General features: G+C 47.6%; 14 protein-coding genes. All 14 read right to left on the reverse strand.

Annotated elements, in window-relative coordinates:
- Positions 1–12: 12 nt before the first annotated feature.
- The 14 genes from murG to UWK_RS17355 all read right to left on the reverse strand — a co-directional run bounded on the left by murG (position 13) and on the right by UWK_RS17355 (position 15,667).
- On the reverse strand, positions 13–1,119 hold the full coding sequence (murG, locus tag UWK_RS17290) for an undecaprenyldiphospho-muramoylpentapeptide beta-N-acetylglucosaminyltransferase (protein ID WP_015405684.1): 1,107 nt from the start codon (positions 1,117–1,119) through the stop codon (positions 13–15).
- Entirely contained in the window at positions 1,119–2,504 is a 1,386-nt protein-coding gene (murD, locus tag UWK_RS17295) for a UDP-N-acetylmuramoyl-L-alanine--D-glutamate ligase (protein ID WP_015405685.1), read from the reverse strand. Before murD ends, murG begins: the two co-directional genes overlap by 1 nt.
- Positions 2,504–3,583 carry a phospho-N-acetylmuramoyl-pentapeptide-transferase gene (mraY, locus tag UWK_RS17300; protein WP_015405686.1) on the reverse strand — a complete coding sequence of 360 codons (1,080 nt, stop codon included), beginning with the start codon at positions 3,581–3,583 and terminating at the stop codon, positions 2,504–2,506. Before mraY ends, murD begins: the two co-directional genes overlap by 1 nt.
- The gene (locus UWK_RS17305; RefSeq protein WP_015405687.1) at positions 3,584–6,661 is read right to left on the reverse strand and encodes a UDP-N-acetylmuramoyl-L-alanyl-D-glutamate--2,6-diaminopimelate ligase; all 3,078 of its coding nucleotides are present in this window, start codon (positions 6,659–6,661) and stop codon (positions 3,584–3,586) included. It abuts the gene before it with no gap.
- Positions 6,662–6,808: 147 nt separating this feature from the next.
- Positions 6,809–8,719, reverse strand: a complete 1,911-nt coding sequence (locus UWK_RS17310; protein WP_015405688.1) for a PASTA domain-containing protein — start codon at positions 8,717–8,719, stop codon at positions 6,809–6,811.
- Between the two features lie 20 nt (positions 8,720–8,739).
- Positions 8,740–9,105: a hypothetical protein gene (locus tag UWK_RS17315; protein ID WP_015405689.1), complete on the reverse strand. Its 366-nt coding sequence runs from the start codon at positions 9,103–9,105 to the stop codon at positions 8,740–8,742.
- 17 nt (positions 9,106–9,122) lie between these two features.
- A complete protein-coding gene (gene rsmH / locus UWK_RS17320) occupies positions 9,123–10,022 on the reverse strand; it encodes a 16S rRNA (cytosine(1402)-N(4))-methyltransferase RsmH (RefSeq protein WP_015405690.1) in 900 nt (299 codons plus the stop codon).
- Positions 10,022–10,489, reverse strand: coding sequence for a division/cell wall cluster transcriptional repressor MraZ (locus tag UWK_RS17325; protein WP_015405691.1), 468 nt, complete (start codon positions 10,487–10,489; stop codon positions 10,022–10,024). The genes rsmH and UWK_RS17325 overlap by 1 nt, the downstream gene beginning before the upstream one ends.
- A 764-nt stretch (positions 10,490–11,253) precedes the next feature.
- On the reverse strand, positions 11,254–11,808 hold the full coding sequence (locus UWK_RS17330; protein WP_083907333.1) for a LemA family protein: 555 nt from the start codon (positions 11,806–11,808) through the stop codon (positions 11,254–11,256).
- Between the two features lie 20 nt (positions 11,809–11,828).
- The gene (panB, locus tag UWK_RS17335) at positions 11,829–12,665 is read right to left on the reverse strand and encodes a 3-methyl-2-oxobutanoate hydroxymethyltransferase (protein WP_015405693.1); all 837 of its coding nucleotides are present in this window, start codon (positions 12,663–12,665) and stop codon (positions 11,829–11,831) included.
- A gap of 3 nt (positions 12,666–12,668) precedes the next feature.
- Positions 12,669–13,733, reverse strand: coding sequence for a Holliday junction branch migration DNA helicase RuvB (gene ruvB / locus UWK_RS17340; protein WP_015405694.1), 1,065 nt, complete (start codon positions 13,731–13,733; stop codon positions 12,669–12,671).
- Positions 13,730–14,350 (reverse strand): Holliday junction branch migration protein RuvA, encoded by a 621-nt coding sequence (gene ruvA, locus UWK_RS17345; RefSeq protein ID WP_015405695.1) that lies wholly within the window; start codon positions 14,348–14,350, stop codon positions 13,730–13,732. Before ruvA ends, ruvB begins: the two co-directional genes overlap by 4 nt.
- 79 nt (positions 14,351–14,429) lie before the next feature.
- A complete protein-coding gene (ruvC, locus tag UWK_RS17350) occupies positions 14,430–14,921 on the reverse strand; it encodes a crossover junction endodeoxyribonuclease RuvC (RefSeq protein ID WP_322740803.1) in 492 nt (163 codons plus the stop codon).
- The gene (locus tag UWK_RS17355; RefSeq protein WP_015405697.1) at positions 14,918–15,667 is read right to left on the reverse strand and encodes a YebC/PmpR family DNA-binding transcriptional regulator; all 750 of its coding nucleotides are present in this window, start codon (positions 15,665–15,667) and stop codon (positions 14,918–14,920) included. Before UWK_RS17355 ends, ruvC begins: the two co-directional genes overlap by 4 nt.
- Positions 15,668–15,695: the final 28 nt, after the last annotated feature.

The following is a 15,695-nucleotide window of genomic DNA, read 5'->3' on the forward strand; positions in this document are numbered from 1 at the left end:
AGGTTTTCGGTTTTAGGGTTGCGGTGTGTGGTTTAATAATCCCAGACACTCATCGACTATATGTTCTGCAGCCTTTGGAAAGGCACGGCTTTTCATCGCCCTGCTCATTTTCTTCAGTTTGGCTGGATTCTCAAAAAACTGCACCAGTTGTTCAGCCAGAACCTCGGCTGTAAGATCTCTCTCGACAAACATCAATGCCCCCCCGGCCTGCACGTAATACTCAGCGTTTTTTTCCTGGTGGTTATCTGCCGCATACGGATAAGGAATAAGTAGAGCCGGTTTTCCCAGAACCGCAAGCTCTGCAAGGGTAGTCGCTCCAGCACGCGAAACCAGCAGGTCTGCCTCTTTGTAGATGGCTGCCATATCTGTGAAAAATGGAGCAACTGTGGCATCCACACCATTCCTTTTATAAATCGCCTCAACTTCTTCAGCATCTTCTGGCCCGGTCTGATGAATCACCCTGATGTTCTTCAGGCCTGACAAGCCAAGAGTAAAGGCGGTGCTCACAAGTTCGTTCACTCGATGAGCCCCAAGACTGCCTCCAAGAACGAGGAGTACGAGAGGTTTGTCGTCTGGACTATCTCCACTTTCAGACAATTTGAGAATTTCACTGCGTACGGGATTGCCGGTAAGCACCGTCTTCTCTTGAGGAAAAGACCTTTCACTTCCGGGCAGAGAAAGACATATTCGAGCAACCATTGTTCCAAGCTTTCTGTTAGCAAGCCCAGGGATTGAATTCTGTTCATGAATAAGGGTTGGCTTACCAAAAAATTTTGCAGCTATCATCACCGGACCTGTCACATAGCCACCCACCCCCACCACAATATCTGGTTTGAAACGGAGAATATGATACATGGCCTCCAGGCACGAAACAGGCAATACCAGTATTCCAAGTAGAAGACTCAAAAGATTCTTTCCCTTTAATCCTTTGGAATGAATGGAACAGGTTGCATACCCATACTGTTCAAGACCTGCTTTATCCATTCGTCTTCCGGTTCCGACAAAAAGCACTTCAGTACCCGGCAATCGTTCACACATGGCTTCAGCAGTGGCAATTGCCGGAAACAGATGTCCTCCGGTACCACCGCCAGTGAGCATAAGTCGGATGGGAGTAGTCATCAGACTCGCCTTCCTTCATCGTCATTCAAGGCAAGCACCGCCTGCATAAAAACCTCTCCACGATGCCCGTAATTATCAAACATATCAAAGCTTGAGCATGCTGGTGCCAGTAAAACTATTTCTCCGGGTTGGGCACTGTCTGCCGCCAGAGACACGGCATCTTCCATGGAATCAGCACGGAGAACGGGTACGGTTCCCTCCATAGCATCTGCTATTGCACCTGCAGCTTCTCCAATCAGGATGAGCTTTTCGACTTTCTCCAGAACAAACTCTTTTAATACCGTGTAATCCTCTCCCTTGTCGCGACCACCGGCAATAAGAATAACCCCCTTGGAAAAAGAGCAAAGGGCGCTGATGACAGCCCCTGTGTTTGTTGCTTTGGAGTCGTTGTAGTAGTCCACGCCCTTCCTCAGTCTCACATGCTGCAATCTGTGATCGGCTGGAGCAAAGTATTTCAGGCCATTTGCTATATCATTCTTTTCACAGCCAAGAAGTGAAACGGCAAGTATTGCAGCACAGCTGTTAAGCATTCCCGTGTGGGAATCAAGTTTTGTCCCAGCTAACTCATAACTATCTGTTCTATCCGGCAAAGTTATACAGACCTTCCTGTCGTTACCCGTTGCCGCACAATTACTTGCCGGATTCCCAAAACAATATACTTCCTGCCCGTTCAGCAGTTCCCGTACATGAAGACACATTGGATCGTCACTGCAGAGTATCGCCTTATCATCTGCTTTTTGGTGCACAAACATCTTCATTTTTGCGGCAGCGTAATTGACCATACTCCCGTGGCGATCAAGATGATCCGGTGTGATATTCAATAACACGCCGATGTGAGGACAAAAGCTCCCTGCTGACTCAAGTTGGAAACTGGAAAGCTCAAGCACCAGATAATCCGCACGCTCATCACCGAGTAAATAGTTCAGTACAGGTGTGCCGATATTACCGCCAACAAAAACTTTTTTTCCAGAGGCCCGAAGTAGCTCCCCAATCAGTGCCGTCACTGTGGTTTTCCCATTCGTTCCTGTCACTGCCACCACACATTCGGTGATATACGGAGCAGCAAGTGCAAGTTCGCCCAGAATTGGAATATGCTCTTCCCGCAGTTCATTCAGGAGTGGCAGGTCAGTTGAAACCCCTGGACTAATCGCTACAAAATCTCCACGGGACAGAAATTCTTTACTGTGCCCACCACTCTCAAAGGAGATATCATTTTTTTTTAGATACTCCTGATCTTCCTGAGGCAGAGCACTAAAGACGCGCCTGTCACTTACAGAAACCTGCGCCTCCCTGCTCAAAAGAAATTCCAACATCGCCCGGCCGGATATCCCAAGGCCAATAACAACGGCATGTTGGCCGGGTTTTATTTTCTGTCCAATTTCCATCAGCGCATTTTTAAGGTTGCTACAGCAAAAAGACCAAGAATTACAGAAACAATCCAGAATCTGACCACGACCTTGGGCTCATGCCATCCTTTCTTCTCAAAATGATGGTGAAAAGGTGCCATCAGGAAAATTCGTTTACCGTGGCTGAGCTTAAAATATCCAACCTGGAGGATGACAGAAAGTGCTTCCATAACAAATATTCCACCAACGATGGCCAGAAGTATTTCCTGCTTGATAATTATGGCAACACCGCCAAGAGCGCCACCGAGGGCAAGAGACCCCACGTCACCCATAAATATCTGCGCGGGATAGGCATTAAACCACAAAAATCCCAGACAGCCACCGACCATTGCCCCACAGAACACAGCAAGTTCTCCAGCACCCTGGACATAGGGAATCTGGAGGTAGTCTGCCAGTACCACATGGCCGGCAAGGTAGGAAAAAACGAGATACACGGCTGCGGAAATAACCGTGGGACCTGCCGCCAGACCATCAAGGCCATCTGTAAGATTTACGGCATTCGAGGAACCCACAATAACAAGGACTGCAAAAACAATGTAAAACCATGACAAATCAGGTTGAATATTCTTCAGGAAAGGGACACTCAGGAGACCATCATATCCCGGATGCAGCAGAACAAACAATCCCACCACCGAGGCACCAAATATCTGCAACAGAAGCTTCCCTCTCGCACTCAACCCGGCACTGGTCATTTTTCTGATCTTTTGATAATCATCAATGCCACCAATAAAGCCAAAAAACAGAACCACAAACAACAGCAGCCACACCAGCGGATTATCAAGTCTTGCCCAAAGCAGAGTCGAGAATGTTATTGCTGTAAGAATCAGTACCCCGCCCATGGTAGGCACTCCCTGTTTGGCAAGATGGGTTTCCGGCCCGTCGTCACGAACTACCTGACCGATCTGATACTGTTTGAGCTTTCTTATAAACCAGGGTCCCAGAAGGAGCATTATAAGAAAAGCGGTAACCGCACCTCCAATTGAACGCACGGTGATATAGCGAAAAACGTTAAATGCACCAATACTGTTACTGAGGGGATAGAGCAGATGATACAACATTCAATGTTCTCCGTTGAGTCCTTCAACAATTTCTTCAAGGCGCATACCACGTGATCCTTTCACCAGAATATAACTTCCCGGGTTGATAGCTCCGCTATTGCAAAGCCCATGCAACCAGGAAATACATCCCTCCTTATTCTCAAAAACATGAACCCGCTTCCTGTTCATGCCATTTTCAATGGCTCCGTTTGCAGTTGATTCTGCAAAGGCTCCGAGGACAGCCAGAAAATCTATCCCGGCTGTGGCAACCACCTCACCAATCCCCCTGTGCAGGGCTGCACTATTCGGCCCCAGTTCCAGCATATCACCGAGAACGGCTATACGAGTCCCACCTCCAAGCTCTTGGAGAGTTGCGATCCCCGCTTTCATGGACTCTGGATTTGCGTTATAGGTATCGTTAATGATACGACTGCCCGAAGGACCATCCACTATCTGCATTCGCCTCTCGGTTGGCTTGAACGCAGAAAGACCATCTCCAATATACTGTATATCAACACCTGCTGCAGTAGCAATTGCAGCAGCAGCCAGAGCATTGGAAATATTGTGAGCCCCAGCAACCTGAAGCGTTACCAGAATTTCCTGGTCATGCACATGGAGAACAAAAGAGAGATTCTCCCTATCCCCTGTTCTGCAGTCTGTTGCATAGACATCGGGTACCCCAGGGCCGTTATCCACCATTCCAAAAACTATTTTTTCCTGACTGCAGCTCTCAGCAGCCTTTACCACCCTTGGATCATCACCATTTACCACAAGAATGGTACCCTTGCCACTCCCTTGAAACAGCTCCGCTTTGGCCCTTGCCACCCCTTCAATATCACCCAATCCTTGCAGATGTGCACCATGGACATTAAGCACACAGGCTATATCGGGATCAGCGATTTCCGTCAACCTGGCAATCTCGCCAGGTGCATTCATTCCCATCTCAAGGATCACTACTTTGTGTTTTGGAGAAAGCGGAAGCAGCGACAGGGGAAGTCCAATCAAATTATTGAAATTCCCTTCAGTTTTAAGGACCCTTGCAGATGGAGCATCAGCCCGTTCAGGCCACTTTTCCTTGAAAATTGCAGCACTCATTTCCTTGACGGTCGTCTTGCCGCTACTTCCGGTAATAGCTATAACATCAGGAGCTGAGAGTTCTTTCATGCATGCACGTCTGTAGCGGGCAAGATCGCCAAGTGCCCGTGTCGTATCTTTGACCTGCACCACGGGAACCGACAGGGAAGACTCGGGCAGGCGTTCCATGATACAACAACCCGCTCCTGCCGTTACCACCTGCCCCACGTAGTCATGGCCATCAAAACGCTCCCCCTTCAATGCAACAAAAATATCAGCGGGCTGGATGGTTCTGGAATCTGTCCTTATGAAACCGAGTTTTTTTCGAGAGTCAAGATCACCAACGCACTCCCCTCCCGTTGCCTTAACCAGCGATTCGACCTTCCAGTCACTTAGCACCTGAGCTGCTTCCAGGCTGTCATCAAAAAACTTCCTGCCCAAACGAGTCAACTGATAATCCTCATGCCCTTTCCCGGCAATGACCACAATATCATCTCCAGCTGCGGCCGATATGGCGACCTGAATAGCCCGATGACGATCAGGTATAATCACAAAACCGCGATCATCAGATTTTCTTTGCACAAGCCATGGATAGCTCTGTTGCTGAATCGCTATCCCCCTGACAATATCACCAATTATAACCTCTGAATCCTCACTTCGTGGATTGTCATCGGTTACAATAACAACATCAGCATAGCTCCCTGCAACTGTTCCCATCAATGGTCGTTTTCCGGAATCCCTGTCGCCACCACATCCAAACACACAGTAGAGATTACTATGGGGAAGTCCTTTAACCGTTTTCAACACCTGCTCCAGAGCATCAGGTGTATGTGCATAATCGACAAAAACGGCAGGTCTGAACGATCGTTCATCTGGGATTACTGCAATCTGTTGAAGGCGTCCGGGAGCACCCTTTGCCTTATTGAGAGCAGCAGCAATGGTTACTGGTGATATTCCGGCAACCATGGCCATGGCATAGGCTGTTTGAAGATTACTGACATTAAAATTTCCAACCAGAGGAGACACAAAAGAACAGATTCCGTTCGGTGTCTGAAGAGTCACCTCGGTTTTTCGGATATCACTGTTCACTGCAAGCGGAAAGATATCCCGTCCCTTCCCATCACCGCAACTAAGAACAGAAAATCCCTTTTCCAAACAGAGAGACTCCATTCTTGCACTCCAGTTCTCTTTTTGATCGGAGTAGGTTATAACAGCCTTTCCCTTGTCACGAAGATGATCTGTAAAAAGAAGGCTTTTCGCGGTAAAATAATTTTCCATGTCGCAATGGTAATCGAGATGGTCTCGACTCAAATTGGTATAGGCTGCCACATCAAACTTAAGTGCTCCTATACGATTTTGCTCAAGGCCGTGTGAGGATATCTCCATAACCACACTGTCAACTCCATCATCTGCCATTTTTCGCAGAGTCTGTTGGAGAAGTAAGGGTTCCGGTGTTGTAAAAGAGGACGGAATACGTATCAGTACACCTGAAGGGTCGTAGTAGCGGTAATCAACGGTTCCCAAAACCCCTGGCCTTTTCCCGCTCTCGCGTAAAATTGATTCGAGCAGGTAGGTGACACTGGTTTTTCCATTGGTACCAGTGACACCAAACAGAGTCATGCTTGAAGAAGGATAGCAAAAAAGAATTTCCGCAAGCCTGCCATAACATTCCCGGCTATTAGTTGTCTCATAGACACAAATTGCATGATTTTCAAACCGTTCACAGCTAACCCGTCCTTTTTCAATAAGCAGCGCAGAACAGTTCGAAGCAACGGCCTGATCAATAAAATCATGGCCATCATTTACACTTCCAGAGAGAGCGATAAAAAGCGAACCTGATTTAACCTTGCGGGAATCAATGGTGATTTGGGTGATGGGACAATTGGAAGGAGTACCGGAAAGAAGGCTGAGCCCGAGTTTCCCGGCCACTATTGAAAAATCAAAATCCCCCAAGGAATACTCAACAGTACCGGGAACACTACAAACCCAGCTTTCCGCAATGCGATTCTGTTGTTTTTGAGACATTTCTTGTCCTGTTTCGGGCATGTAAATAGAAATACGTAAATAACCGGAATCATGCACCTTCAAAATTCTTTCGAAGTTTACGTCTATCTTGCCATGTTTCGAAAAGAATTTGCTAAAAGTACTTTCGCACCCCTCAAGTGTGAGATGCTAATCAGATACCGACTCTTTAACTTGCAATTTTTTTATCTTCATGCCCTCCTCCGGAGGAGCATCTATAGTCAGGGTCAAAATACAGGAACTATCTTTCTCCAGCTCCTTTCCGGCAACGGGACTCTGTGCAACAATGCGCCCGGTGCCTCTTACCGTAACATTCACTTCAGCACTTTGTAACAGGCGAAGACCTTTACGTAAACTCAACCCTGTTAAATCCGGCATGATTTGTACCGGCTTCGCTGCGTTTGCTCCCCCATGAGCAACGGCTACAGTTTCGGTATCCGTCCCGGTTTTAAAATTGTGCTCTTCGCTTTCTTCCATCTCTACAACGTCTGCAATATTTCTATAAATCTGCTGCAATGCTACCATGGAAGGAAGTATCGCATCGACTCCTTCACACAAAGAATTTGCAGCCACCGCCGCACTCTCTGGCACCAGCAGTTCCTCATCCCTTGAAACAAGGAGAAGTATCATTTCCGGTTGTTCAGCTGGAATGACAACCAGCCCCATTCGATCCCGGACATACTCCCCCCCCGAATCATTCATTACCAGGGAAACAGTCTCACCACATAGCCTTCTTGATCCGAGTGTTCCTTGCTGCCCCTGCATGGATAGCAACGTTCTAAGTTCCTGGGAGACAAGTGATGGAAACACGTTACGTCCTATGTCTTTATTATGAAAGACATCATAGAAGAATTCTCTTTGCTGGGGGCGTTCTATGATCCTGTCAAGAATGTGTGGTTGTATCTTTTTGCCACCATTCAAAAGATGGGTGAGTCCCAGTAAAACCTTCAGCGGTAGTGCAGTCTTGGGCACTGCTCCAAGGTAGAGATCCGGGCCAGTCCCCTCAAATCGAGGCAGAGTCGTTGCTTGTTTTTTACCTCCTGAAAAGTCAACATGAATATCTGTTGTCAACTGCAAACGTTCCAATAGCCTAAGCTGACTTGCAAAATCAACATTATCGCTAACCACACTCCAGGGATACACCTGAGTGCTCTGCTCCCAGCCAAGCTGCAGAAAAGATGCGTCTTGAAAAAACTTCCGAATTTCTTCAGGAACCACCATGGGAGTAAGAAAAAGATTCTCAAGAATTTCTTCCTGATGCTGCCAGACATGATTGGGATTGAAGGGTGGGTAGCTTGCTCCGGCAACAATTTTCCCCTCTTCTGTGTCAAGCAACAGGGAAGTTACTCGTCCATCCCCCATTTTTTCGCCAAGACTTCTGACGTATTTTTCAAGGATAGCCTGGATTTTCATGTCCAGAGTCAAAACCAGGTCATGCCCCTTGGTACTTGTCTGGGCAAGCCCTTTTAAATCAATAGCCGGGATATCCTCCTGCCGGACACGATCCTGATTGAGAAGGCGATTATAGTAATGTTCAACACCTGAAAGCCCCAGATCATTCTCTGAATATCCAATCAGATGTGAAGCATATTCCTGCTGAGGATAATTTCTTGCCACTTCCCGATGCAGATAAATCCCTGGGAGCTCGAGGCCTGCAACAGCGTCTTCTTCCTCCTGAGAAATATCTCGGTGCAGCCAGACAAGGTGCGAATCCCGCTCCATCTTGGCAGTCAGTTCAGACTCAGAAAGACCGAGTGTTGTTGCGAGGACTCTTGCCGTTTCTGAGATATGTTCCACTTCACGGGGGCGAACATACAGTGACACCCGTTCGAGGGTCCGGGCAAGTTCCTTAAAGTTTCGATCGAAAATTGTTCCCCTATCACCATTCACGAACGGGGTCTCTGCAGGGAAAGTCTCCCTCCAGATATCAGCCATATTTGACAATTGCTGCCTGTATAGTATGCCAAAGACAAAACCAGCCAAAAGAAGCAGAAAAACAAAAAGGAGCCATATCCTCACTCTTCTATTGTTTTCTGTTTTAAGACGGGATCTCCTTGCCATCGACTAACTGCAGTAAGTGCTCAGAACTTTAAGTACTGTTCCGAGACAGGAGTATGGATGGCCAGCTGATTACCAGCTGCCACTTCCACGGCCTCGGAGGAAAACATACGAGCTTTTTTTGCACGGAGTAAAATGTTTGTTGTAACCAGTTCGTTGTGAACGGCTTCGAGATTAGCAATTTCTGCACTAATCCGTTCTCTCGAGCCATCCATGAGAGCAAAAGCTACACAAAGAAACAGCACTGCAACCAGTAAAACTTTTGTCAGCCCATACCAGAGTTGTTTGCCACCAGGAAGAGTCATGCTTTGACGACGTCCATACCCGTCATGACGTCGAAATGAATTTCGCCGAGGAATCATCGTATGGGCCGAAGGATTAATTATCATGGTCTCACCTCTTCTCTTTAAATTTTTTCCGCAACTCGCAATCGAGCACTGCGCGATCTTCTGTTTCGTTCTCGTTCATCAGGACTTGCGACAACAGGCTTTCTGGTAATGACCTTCAGTTCCTCGTTGTCACGAAATTTCCGTTTCACCATTCTGTCTTCCAAAGAGTGGAATGAGATGACACAAAACCGTGCTCCGGGTTTCAGGTATTCCACGCCACGTTCCAGAATTCCTGCAAGATTCTCAAGCTCAGTATTGACAGCTATACGCAGGGCTTGAAATACCAGTGTTGCAACATGAATTTTCTTGGGATGAAATCGTCTTGGCACTGCCTTCACAACAATGTCGGCCAACTGCTTTGAGGTGGAAATCGGCTCCAGCATTCTCTCTTGAACAACAAAAGAAGCTATCCTTCTAGCCTGCTTCTCCTCTCCATAATAGTAAAAGATATCAGCCAGTTCGTCCTCAGAACACTCAGCGAGAATAGCTGCAGCGGTCACCTCACGCCTGAGATCCATCCGCATATCCAGAGGTTCATCGCGCTGAAAGCTGAAACCGCGCGCCCCCATATCAAGTTGCAGGGATGAAAGCCCGATATCGATAAGGATGCCATCGACTTTGTCCACGCCAACCTCTGCCAGCCCCTCTCCAATCTCAGAAAAATTTCTTCTGACAATGGTCAGACGATCACCAAAACATTTCAGCCGTTCCCTACTCTTCTCTATGGCTGCGGCGTCCCAGTCAAAGGCAATAACACGCCCATTTGGTGAACTCTTGCGTAATATCGCCTCACTGTGACCACCCAGCCCCAAAGTCCCGTCGACATAGACCCCATCACTTCTGGGATCAAGCAGTTCAAGGGTTTCAGAAGGTAAAACAGAACAATGAATATCCGCTGCTTTATCCTGATCACTCATCAGAGAATTCCGAGTTTGGACAAGCCATCATCAAAACTGTCAAAATTCTCAAGAGTTCCCTTGATTTCAATCTCCCAGGCATCCTTGTCCCATATCTCTACCCAGTCACGCATACCGGTGAGAACGAGATCCGTACCAATTCGAAGCTCAGCACGCAGCGCTGCCGGAAGAAGAATGCGCCCCTGCTTATCAAGATTGCACTCCGTTACTCCAGACAAGACCCAGCGAATATAGCTGCCCATCTGAGGCTGTTCTTTCTGATCAAGGAGCTTGTCTTCAATAATTTCCCATTCGGAAACCGGATAGGCACGGAGGTGAGCTTTCCAGGGGACAACCATGAGCATCCCGGAACCATACTGAGCCAGAACATCACGAAAGCGACTTGGGAAATTCAGTCGCCCCTTGTTGTCCAGACTGTGCTCAGATTTGCTGCGAAATCTGCTTTTTATGGTCTTCCCTGAACTCATTCCTCTCCACCTGTTATCCACATCACCCCACTTCACACCACTATTGTAAGTTTTATATCAGATTCGCTCCCCTTGTCAAGACATTTCACTTAAAATTACATGAAACTAAAGACACTTAGACGTAGAGCACAAACACACACCATAAAGCGCACCCAGCAACCAAAACCACAACAGAACGTACAGAATGGGTATTTAACAGCACCTAAGGAAAAAGAGACACTCAGACAGAAAAGAAGTGAAGAGACTGAAAATACAGGATGATTAAAAAATAGCAAAAAGCACTCCTACAAAATATCTTTCACAGGTGGTGGAAAGTGGACAAAACAGTCGGAACAATCTCATCAAGTGGAAGCAAGCCCTCTCATTGGCGCAAACTGCTACTGTTCGTCACACAATGCCAGGCACTATCAGAAAAGACTGCACTCGGTTCGGGAACTTTGCTGACCATGGGAAAGAACTCATGATCTTCGGAAATTATGACGACTACAACCCTATGTGGGGATAGTGTCGGAACAGACGGGGAAATAGAAGCAAACCTCTTTGAAAAGACCCACTTAACGGAAAATCCGCTTACAACTATGCAGGCCAAAGCTTGGACTGCACATCGGACTCAGTCTTTGAACTAGACTTTTTCTAGAAAACAGGCTGCGCCCAACAGTACTTTCTGGGTCAGGGACAAGGCTATGTGGTTTTGGGTCAGGAAAATCAATACACCAAAGGAACTACAGTGAACATGAGGAAAAAAGCGATACTAAAGAAAGGATTTACTTAAAATCAACGCTTGGCATCTCACGTTGGGTAGCCAGTTCCAGCGACAGGTAGTCCTGCTTCACAAAACCAAACTTCTGCGCTATCAGAGAGGATGGAAAGGATTCCACAAGGGTATTGAAACGCCCGATGTAGCCATTGTAACGGTTCCTGGCCTCCTGGATTTCCCGTTCTATTTCATCGAGACTGTTTTGGAGATCAAGAAAATTTTCACTAGCTTTTAAATCTGGATAGGCTTCGGCAATGGCAAGCAGACCACCCAGAGATTTTGTAATTTTACTTTCCTTCTCCATTCGTGACGAATCTGTCCCGCCACTGAGTTGTCTTATCTTTTCTTCAAATATTTTGTTTTCATGAGCACTGTAGCCTTCAATTACCTGAACAAGAGTGGGAATAAGATTTGCGCGACGTTTTAACGCAACATCGATACGACTCCACGACTCTTCTATCCTGTTCCTATATCTGACAAATTTATTATAAATGCCGACCATTATTACAGTAACTACAAAAACGATAAAAAAGATGGGTATAAGAAACTGTGGTGGCATCATTTTCCTCCAATCATTTATACTTACAGGCCCAGAAGTTTTCGAAGATTTGAGTCACTGGAAAAGCTGTGATCAGCGTCGGGGTATGCCCCACTACGAACCTCTGCGTTATACTCAGATACCGCCTCTTTTATGACTGGAGCAAGCTTGCAGTAGGATTTCACAAAACTCGGGATAAACTTATCAAACATCCCCAGGAGATCGTGGGTAACGAGAACCTGTCCATCACAATGCACTCCGGCCCCGATACCGATGGTGGGAATTGCAATCTCTTCAGAAATAATTCGGCCAAGTTCATCGGGAATACATTCAAGAACGATGGCAAATGCTCCTGCCTCCTCAAGAGCTTTGGCCTCTGCAACCATTCTCTGCGCTGACTCAAGATCACGGCCCTGCACCTTATATCCTCCCAGTTGAGTAGCCGTCTGCGGCGTCAACCCAATATGGCCCATGACTGAGATCCCAGCCCGTTCCAATGCCGTTACCGTCTCACAGACTTCCATCCCCCCCTCCAATTTCACTGCGTCACAGCCGGCTTCCTTCAGAAAACGCCCACCATTGAGGATGGCATCACGCTTCCCTGACTGGTAGGAGCCAAAGGGCATATCACCAACTACAAAAGCTCCCGGTGCCCCCCGGCGGACAGCAGAGGCGTGATGGATCATCTCATCCATGGTCACGGGAACTGTTGAATCATAGCCAAGCACAACCATCCCCAGGGAATCACCTACCAGAAGCACATCCACATCGGCTGCGATCAGCATAGATGCCATGGCAGCATCGTAAGCTGTAAGCATTGTGATCTTTTCACCTTTTTTCTTCATGGCAAGGATGCCGGCTACAGTTTTCCGTTTCTGCATGTCTTATTCTCCTGTATCGAAGAGAGTCGGTTGGCGTTTCATACTGTTGGGGAGAGGCCGGCCAAAATGTTCATAGGCATTCATGGTCGCCATGCGTCCGCGCGGGGTTCTTGCTAAAAATCCGGACTGTATAAGAAAGGGTTCGTATACATCCTCAAGAGTATTCTTTTCTTCGCAGACTACAGTGGCCAGTGTTTCCAGACCGATAGGACCGCCCTGAAATTTATCGATAATTGAAAGCATAATACGCCTGTCCATATCATCAAGGCCAAAGCGGTCCACATTGAGCAGTTCCAGGGCTTCATCAGCCACCTTTGCAGTCACTGTGGCATGTTTTCCAACTTCAGCGAAATCACGTACCCTTCTCAGTAAACGATTCGCTATTCGTGGTGTTCCCCGGGACCTGCGGCCAAGCTCAAGTGCGCCATTTGCATCCACCCGCATACCGAGAATGGAGGCGGAACGCAGAATAATACGAACCAACTCCTCCGGCTCGTAGAGTTCCAGGCGCAGGATAACGCCAAAGCGATCACGTAGCGGTGGGGTCAACAGGCCGGTACGGGTAGTTGCTCCGACCAGAGTAAAGCGGGGCAGATCCATTTTCACTGACCTGGCTCCCGGCCCCTGACCGATAATAAGATCAAGCTGAAAATCTTCCATTGCAGGATAGAGAATCTCCTCAACCGCATGATTTAAACGATGAATTTCATCAATAAAAAGGACATCACCTTCCTGAAGACTGGTAAGAATGGCAGCGAGATCTCCCTGACGCTCTATGACAGGTCCGGAAGTCATCTTGATCCCGGCACCCATCTCATTAGCAATTATATGAGAAAGTGTTGTTTTTCCAAGGCCCGGGTATCCATGAAAAAGAACGTGATCCAGAGCCTCACCCCGTGCCTTGGCAGCACGGATAAAAATATCCAGACTTTTGCAGAGCTGCTCCTGACCTACGTATTCAGCAAGGCTTTTAGGCCTGAGCGCATGATCGTGGCTGATAAGTTCTTCCTTTACTGGAGCAGGAGCTACAAGCCTGTCATTTGCCTGTATTTCTTCTTCAAAGTTCATGCAAGTGTCCGCAGTCCTTCTCGAATGAGTTCTTCAACCTTCATGGCTGCGAAGGTTTCATCACCAAGTTGTTTTTTCACTCTTGTCATCGCCTCTCGAGCCACAGAATCGGGATAGCCAAGATTCACAAGAGCTGACAGGGCATCGGTTAATACTGCAGTCATACCCAGTGCGGTAACCGCGGAACCTGCTGCAGCTGAAACAGCTGAACGGAAATCTCCGACCTTGTCCTTCAACTCCACACAGATTCGCTCCGCAGTTTTCTTCCCAACTCCTGAAATAGTGGTGAGTCCCTTAACATCCTCCGTGGCAATAGCTTCACTCAGGGCATCCAGTCGCATTCCTGAAAGAATGGCGAGCGCAAGTTTAGGGCCAATTCCGGACACTGTTTTCAAGACAAGAAACATCTCTTTTTCAGAACGTTCAGCAAAACCAAAAAGGACAATGGCATCCTCCCGCACACTGGTGTGAATATGAAGGAAAATCTCATTTCCTCTTTCCGGTAAACGAGACAGGCCCTCCGTGGAGAGAAAGACCTCATATCCAACACCATTAACATCAATGACACATCTGTCCGAACCTATATATTGGATTTTTCCTGTGAGTGATGCGATCATGATAGAGACACGATTCCATATTCAGGTTTTCAGGTTTCCGTTCAAAAGCAGGTACCTGTTCAGCAGTGCTGAGGGACAGTTACAGGATCTGGTGGTTGGCGTGGCAAATCGCCACAGCCAGGGCATCGGCGGCATCACTACTTGGTTCTGCTGACAAACCGAGCAGAACCTTTATCATTCGCTGCATCTGCCCTTTTTCCGCCTGACCATATCCAACCACGGCTCGTTTCACCTTCTTGGCACTGTAGTCATTCACGCCAAGACCATTCTGAGTGGCCGCAACCACAGCGGCACCCCGTGCCTGACCAAGCTTCAGGGCAGACCCGGCATTAGTGGACATAAAAACTTCCTCAACGGCTGCCACGACCGGATTATGGAGTTGGATTACCTCGTTAATCCCTTCGAAGATTTCATTCAGGCGGCTGGATAACGGGAATCCCACTGTGGTTTTAATCACTCCGCAGGAGACAAAGACAAGCTTTCCGTATCCAGCATCGACAATGCCGTAGCCGGTTATCCGGGAACCGGGATCAATCCCGAGAATACGCTGAATACGCGGATCACTTTCTATGACAACTGCTCCATAAGATCATCATCTATATCAAAATTGGCATGAACATTCTGAACATCATCGTGCCCCTCGATGTTATCGAGAAGTTTCAGCAGTGCCCTGGCCGGCTTTTCTTCGGTCACTTCGATGGTGGTCTGGGGGACCATGGTAAGGGACGCCTCAGCAAAAGAAACCCCTCCTTCCTCAAGCTCATCACGAACCGCATCAAAATCTTCAGGAGCAGTAACTATTTGAAAATAATCATCCTCCTCGACAACATCATCGGCGCCAGCCTCAATTGCCAGCTCCATCAGAGCCTCTTCACTGATGGTTGTTTTATCCACCAGCATCATGCCTTTTTTATCAAACATATACGCAACGCAGCCTGATTCACCCAAGTTGCCGCCGCTCTTGGCAAAATAGTGACGAATATCAGCAACCGTTCGATTTCGATTATCGGTCATGCACTCAACAAGGACAGCAACTCCACCGGGACCATATCCTTCGTAGAGGATTTCGTCGTACACCTCACCTTCGAGTTCGCCTGTTCCTTTTTTTATGGCACGGGTAATATTATCCTTGGGCATATTCTCAGCGCGAGCTGTAACAATGGCACTGCGAAGACGTGGATTGCCATCGGGATCACCGCCCCCCATTCTGGCAGCCACTGTTATCTCTTTGATGAGACGGGTGAAAATCTTCCCGCGTTTGGCATCCGCCGCCCCTTTCTTGTGTTTAATATTTGCCCATTTAGAATGTCCTGACATAATTCAATCCCTTCTATTCTGATATTCT

This window comes from Desulfocapsa sulfexigens DSM 10523 (assembly GCF_000341395.1).
Taxonomy (GTDB): domain Bacteria; phylum Desulfobacterota; class Desulfobulbia; order Desulfobulbales; family Desulfocapsaceae; genus Desulfocapsa; species Desulfocapsa sulfexigens.

What these genes read in the sequence shown, in the direction of transcription:
- ruvB (WP_015405694.1), bottom strand. Translation starts at nt 13,733, where the DNA reads ATGAACTTTGAAGAAGAAATACAGGCAAATGACAGGCTTGTAGCTCCT.
- UWK_RS17325 (WP_015405691.1), bottom strand. Translation starts at nt 10,489, where the DNA reads ATGAGTTCAGGGAAGACCATAAAAAGCAGATTTCGCAGCAAATCTGAG.
- UWK_RS17305 (WP_015405687.1), bottom strand. Translation starts at nt 6,661, where the DNA reads ATGTCTCAAAAACAACAGAATCGCATTGCGGAAAGCTGGGTTTGTAGT.
- ruvA (WP_015405695.1), bottom strand. Translation starts at nt 14,350, where the DNA reads ATGATCGCATCACTCACAGGAAAAATCCAATATATAGGTTCGGACAGA.
- UWK_RS17330 (WP_083907333.1), bottom strand. Translation starts at nt 11,808, where the DNA reads ATGATGCCACCACAGTTTCTTATACCCATCTTTTTTATCGTTTTTGTA.
- UWK_RS17355 (WP_015405697.1), bottom strand. Translation starts at nt 15,667, where the DNA reads ATGTCAGGACATTCTAAATGGGCAAATATTAAACACAAGAAAGGGGCG.
- UWK_RS17315 (WP_015405689.1), bottom strand. Translation starts at nt 9,105, where the DNA reads ATGATAATTAATCCTTCGGCCCATACGATGATTCCTCGGCGAAATTCA.
- murG (WP_015405684.1), bottom strand. Translation starts at nt 1,119, where the DNA reads ATGACTACTCCCATCCGACTTATGCTCACTGGCGGTGGTACCGGAGGA.
- panB (WP_015405693.1), bottom strand. Translation starts at nt 12,665, where the DNA reads ATGCAGAAACGGAAAACTGTAGCCGGCATCCTTGCCATGAAGAAAAAA.
- murD (WP_015405685.1), bottom strand. Translation starts at nt 2,504, where the DNA reads ATGGAAATTGGACAGAAAATAAAACCCGGCCAACATGCCGTTGTTATT.
- rsmH (WP_015405690.1), bottom strand. Translation starts at nt 10,022, where the DNA reads ATGAGTGATCAGGATAAAGCAGCGGATATTCATTGTTCTGTTTTACCT.
- mraY (WP_015405686.1), bottom strand. Translation starts at nt 3,583, where the DNA reads ATGTTGTATCATCTGCTCTATCCCCTCAGTAACAGTATTGGTGCATTT.
- UWK_RS17310 (WP_015405688.1), bottom strand. Translation starts at nt 8,719, where the DNA reads ATGGCAAGGAGATCCCGTCTTAAAACAGAAAACAATAGAAGAGTGAGG.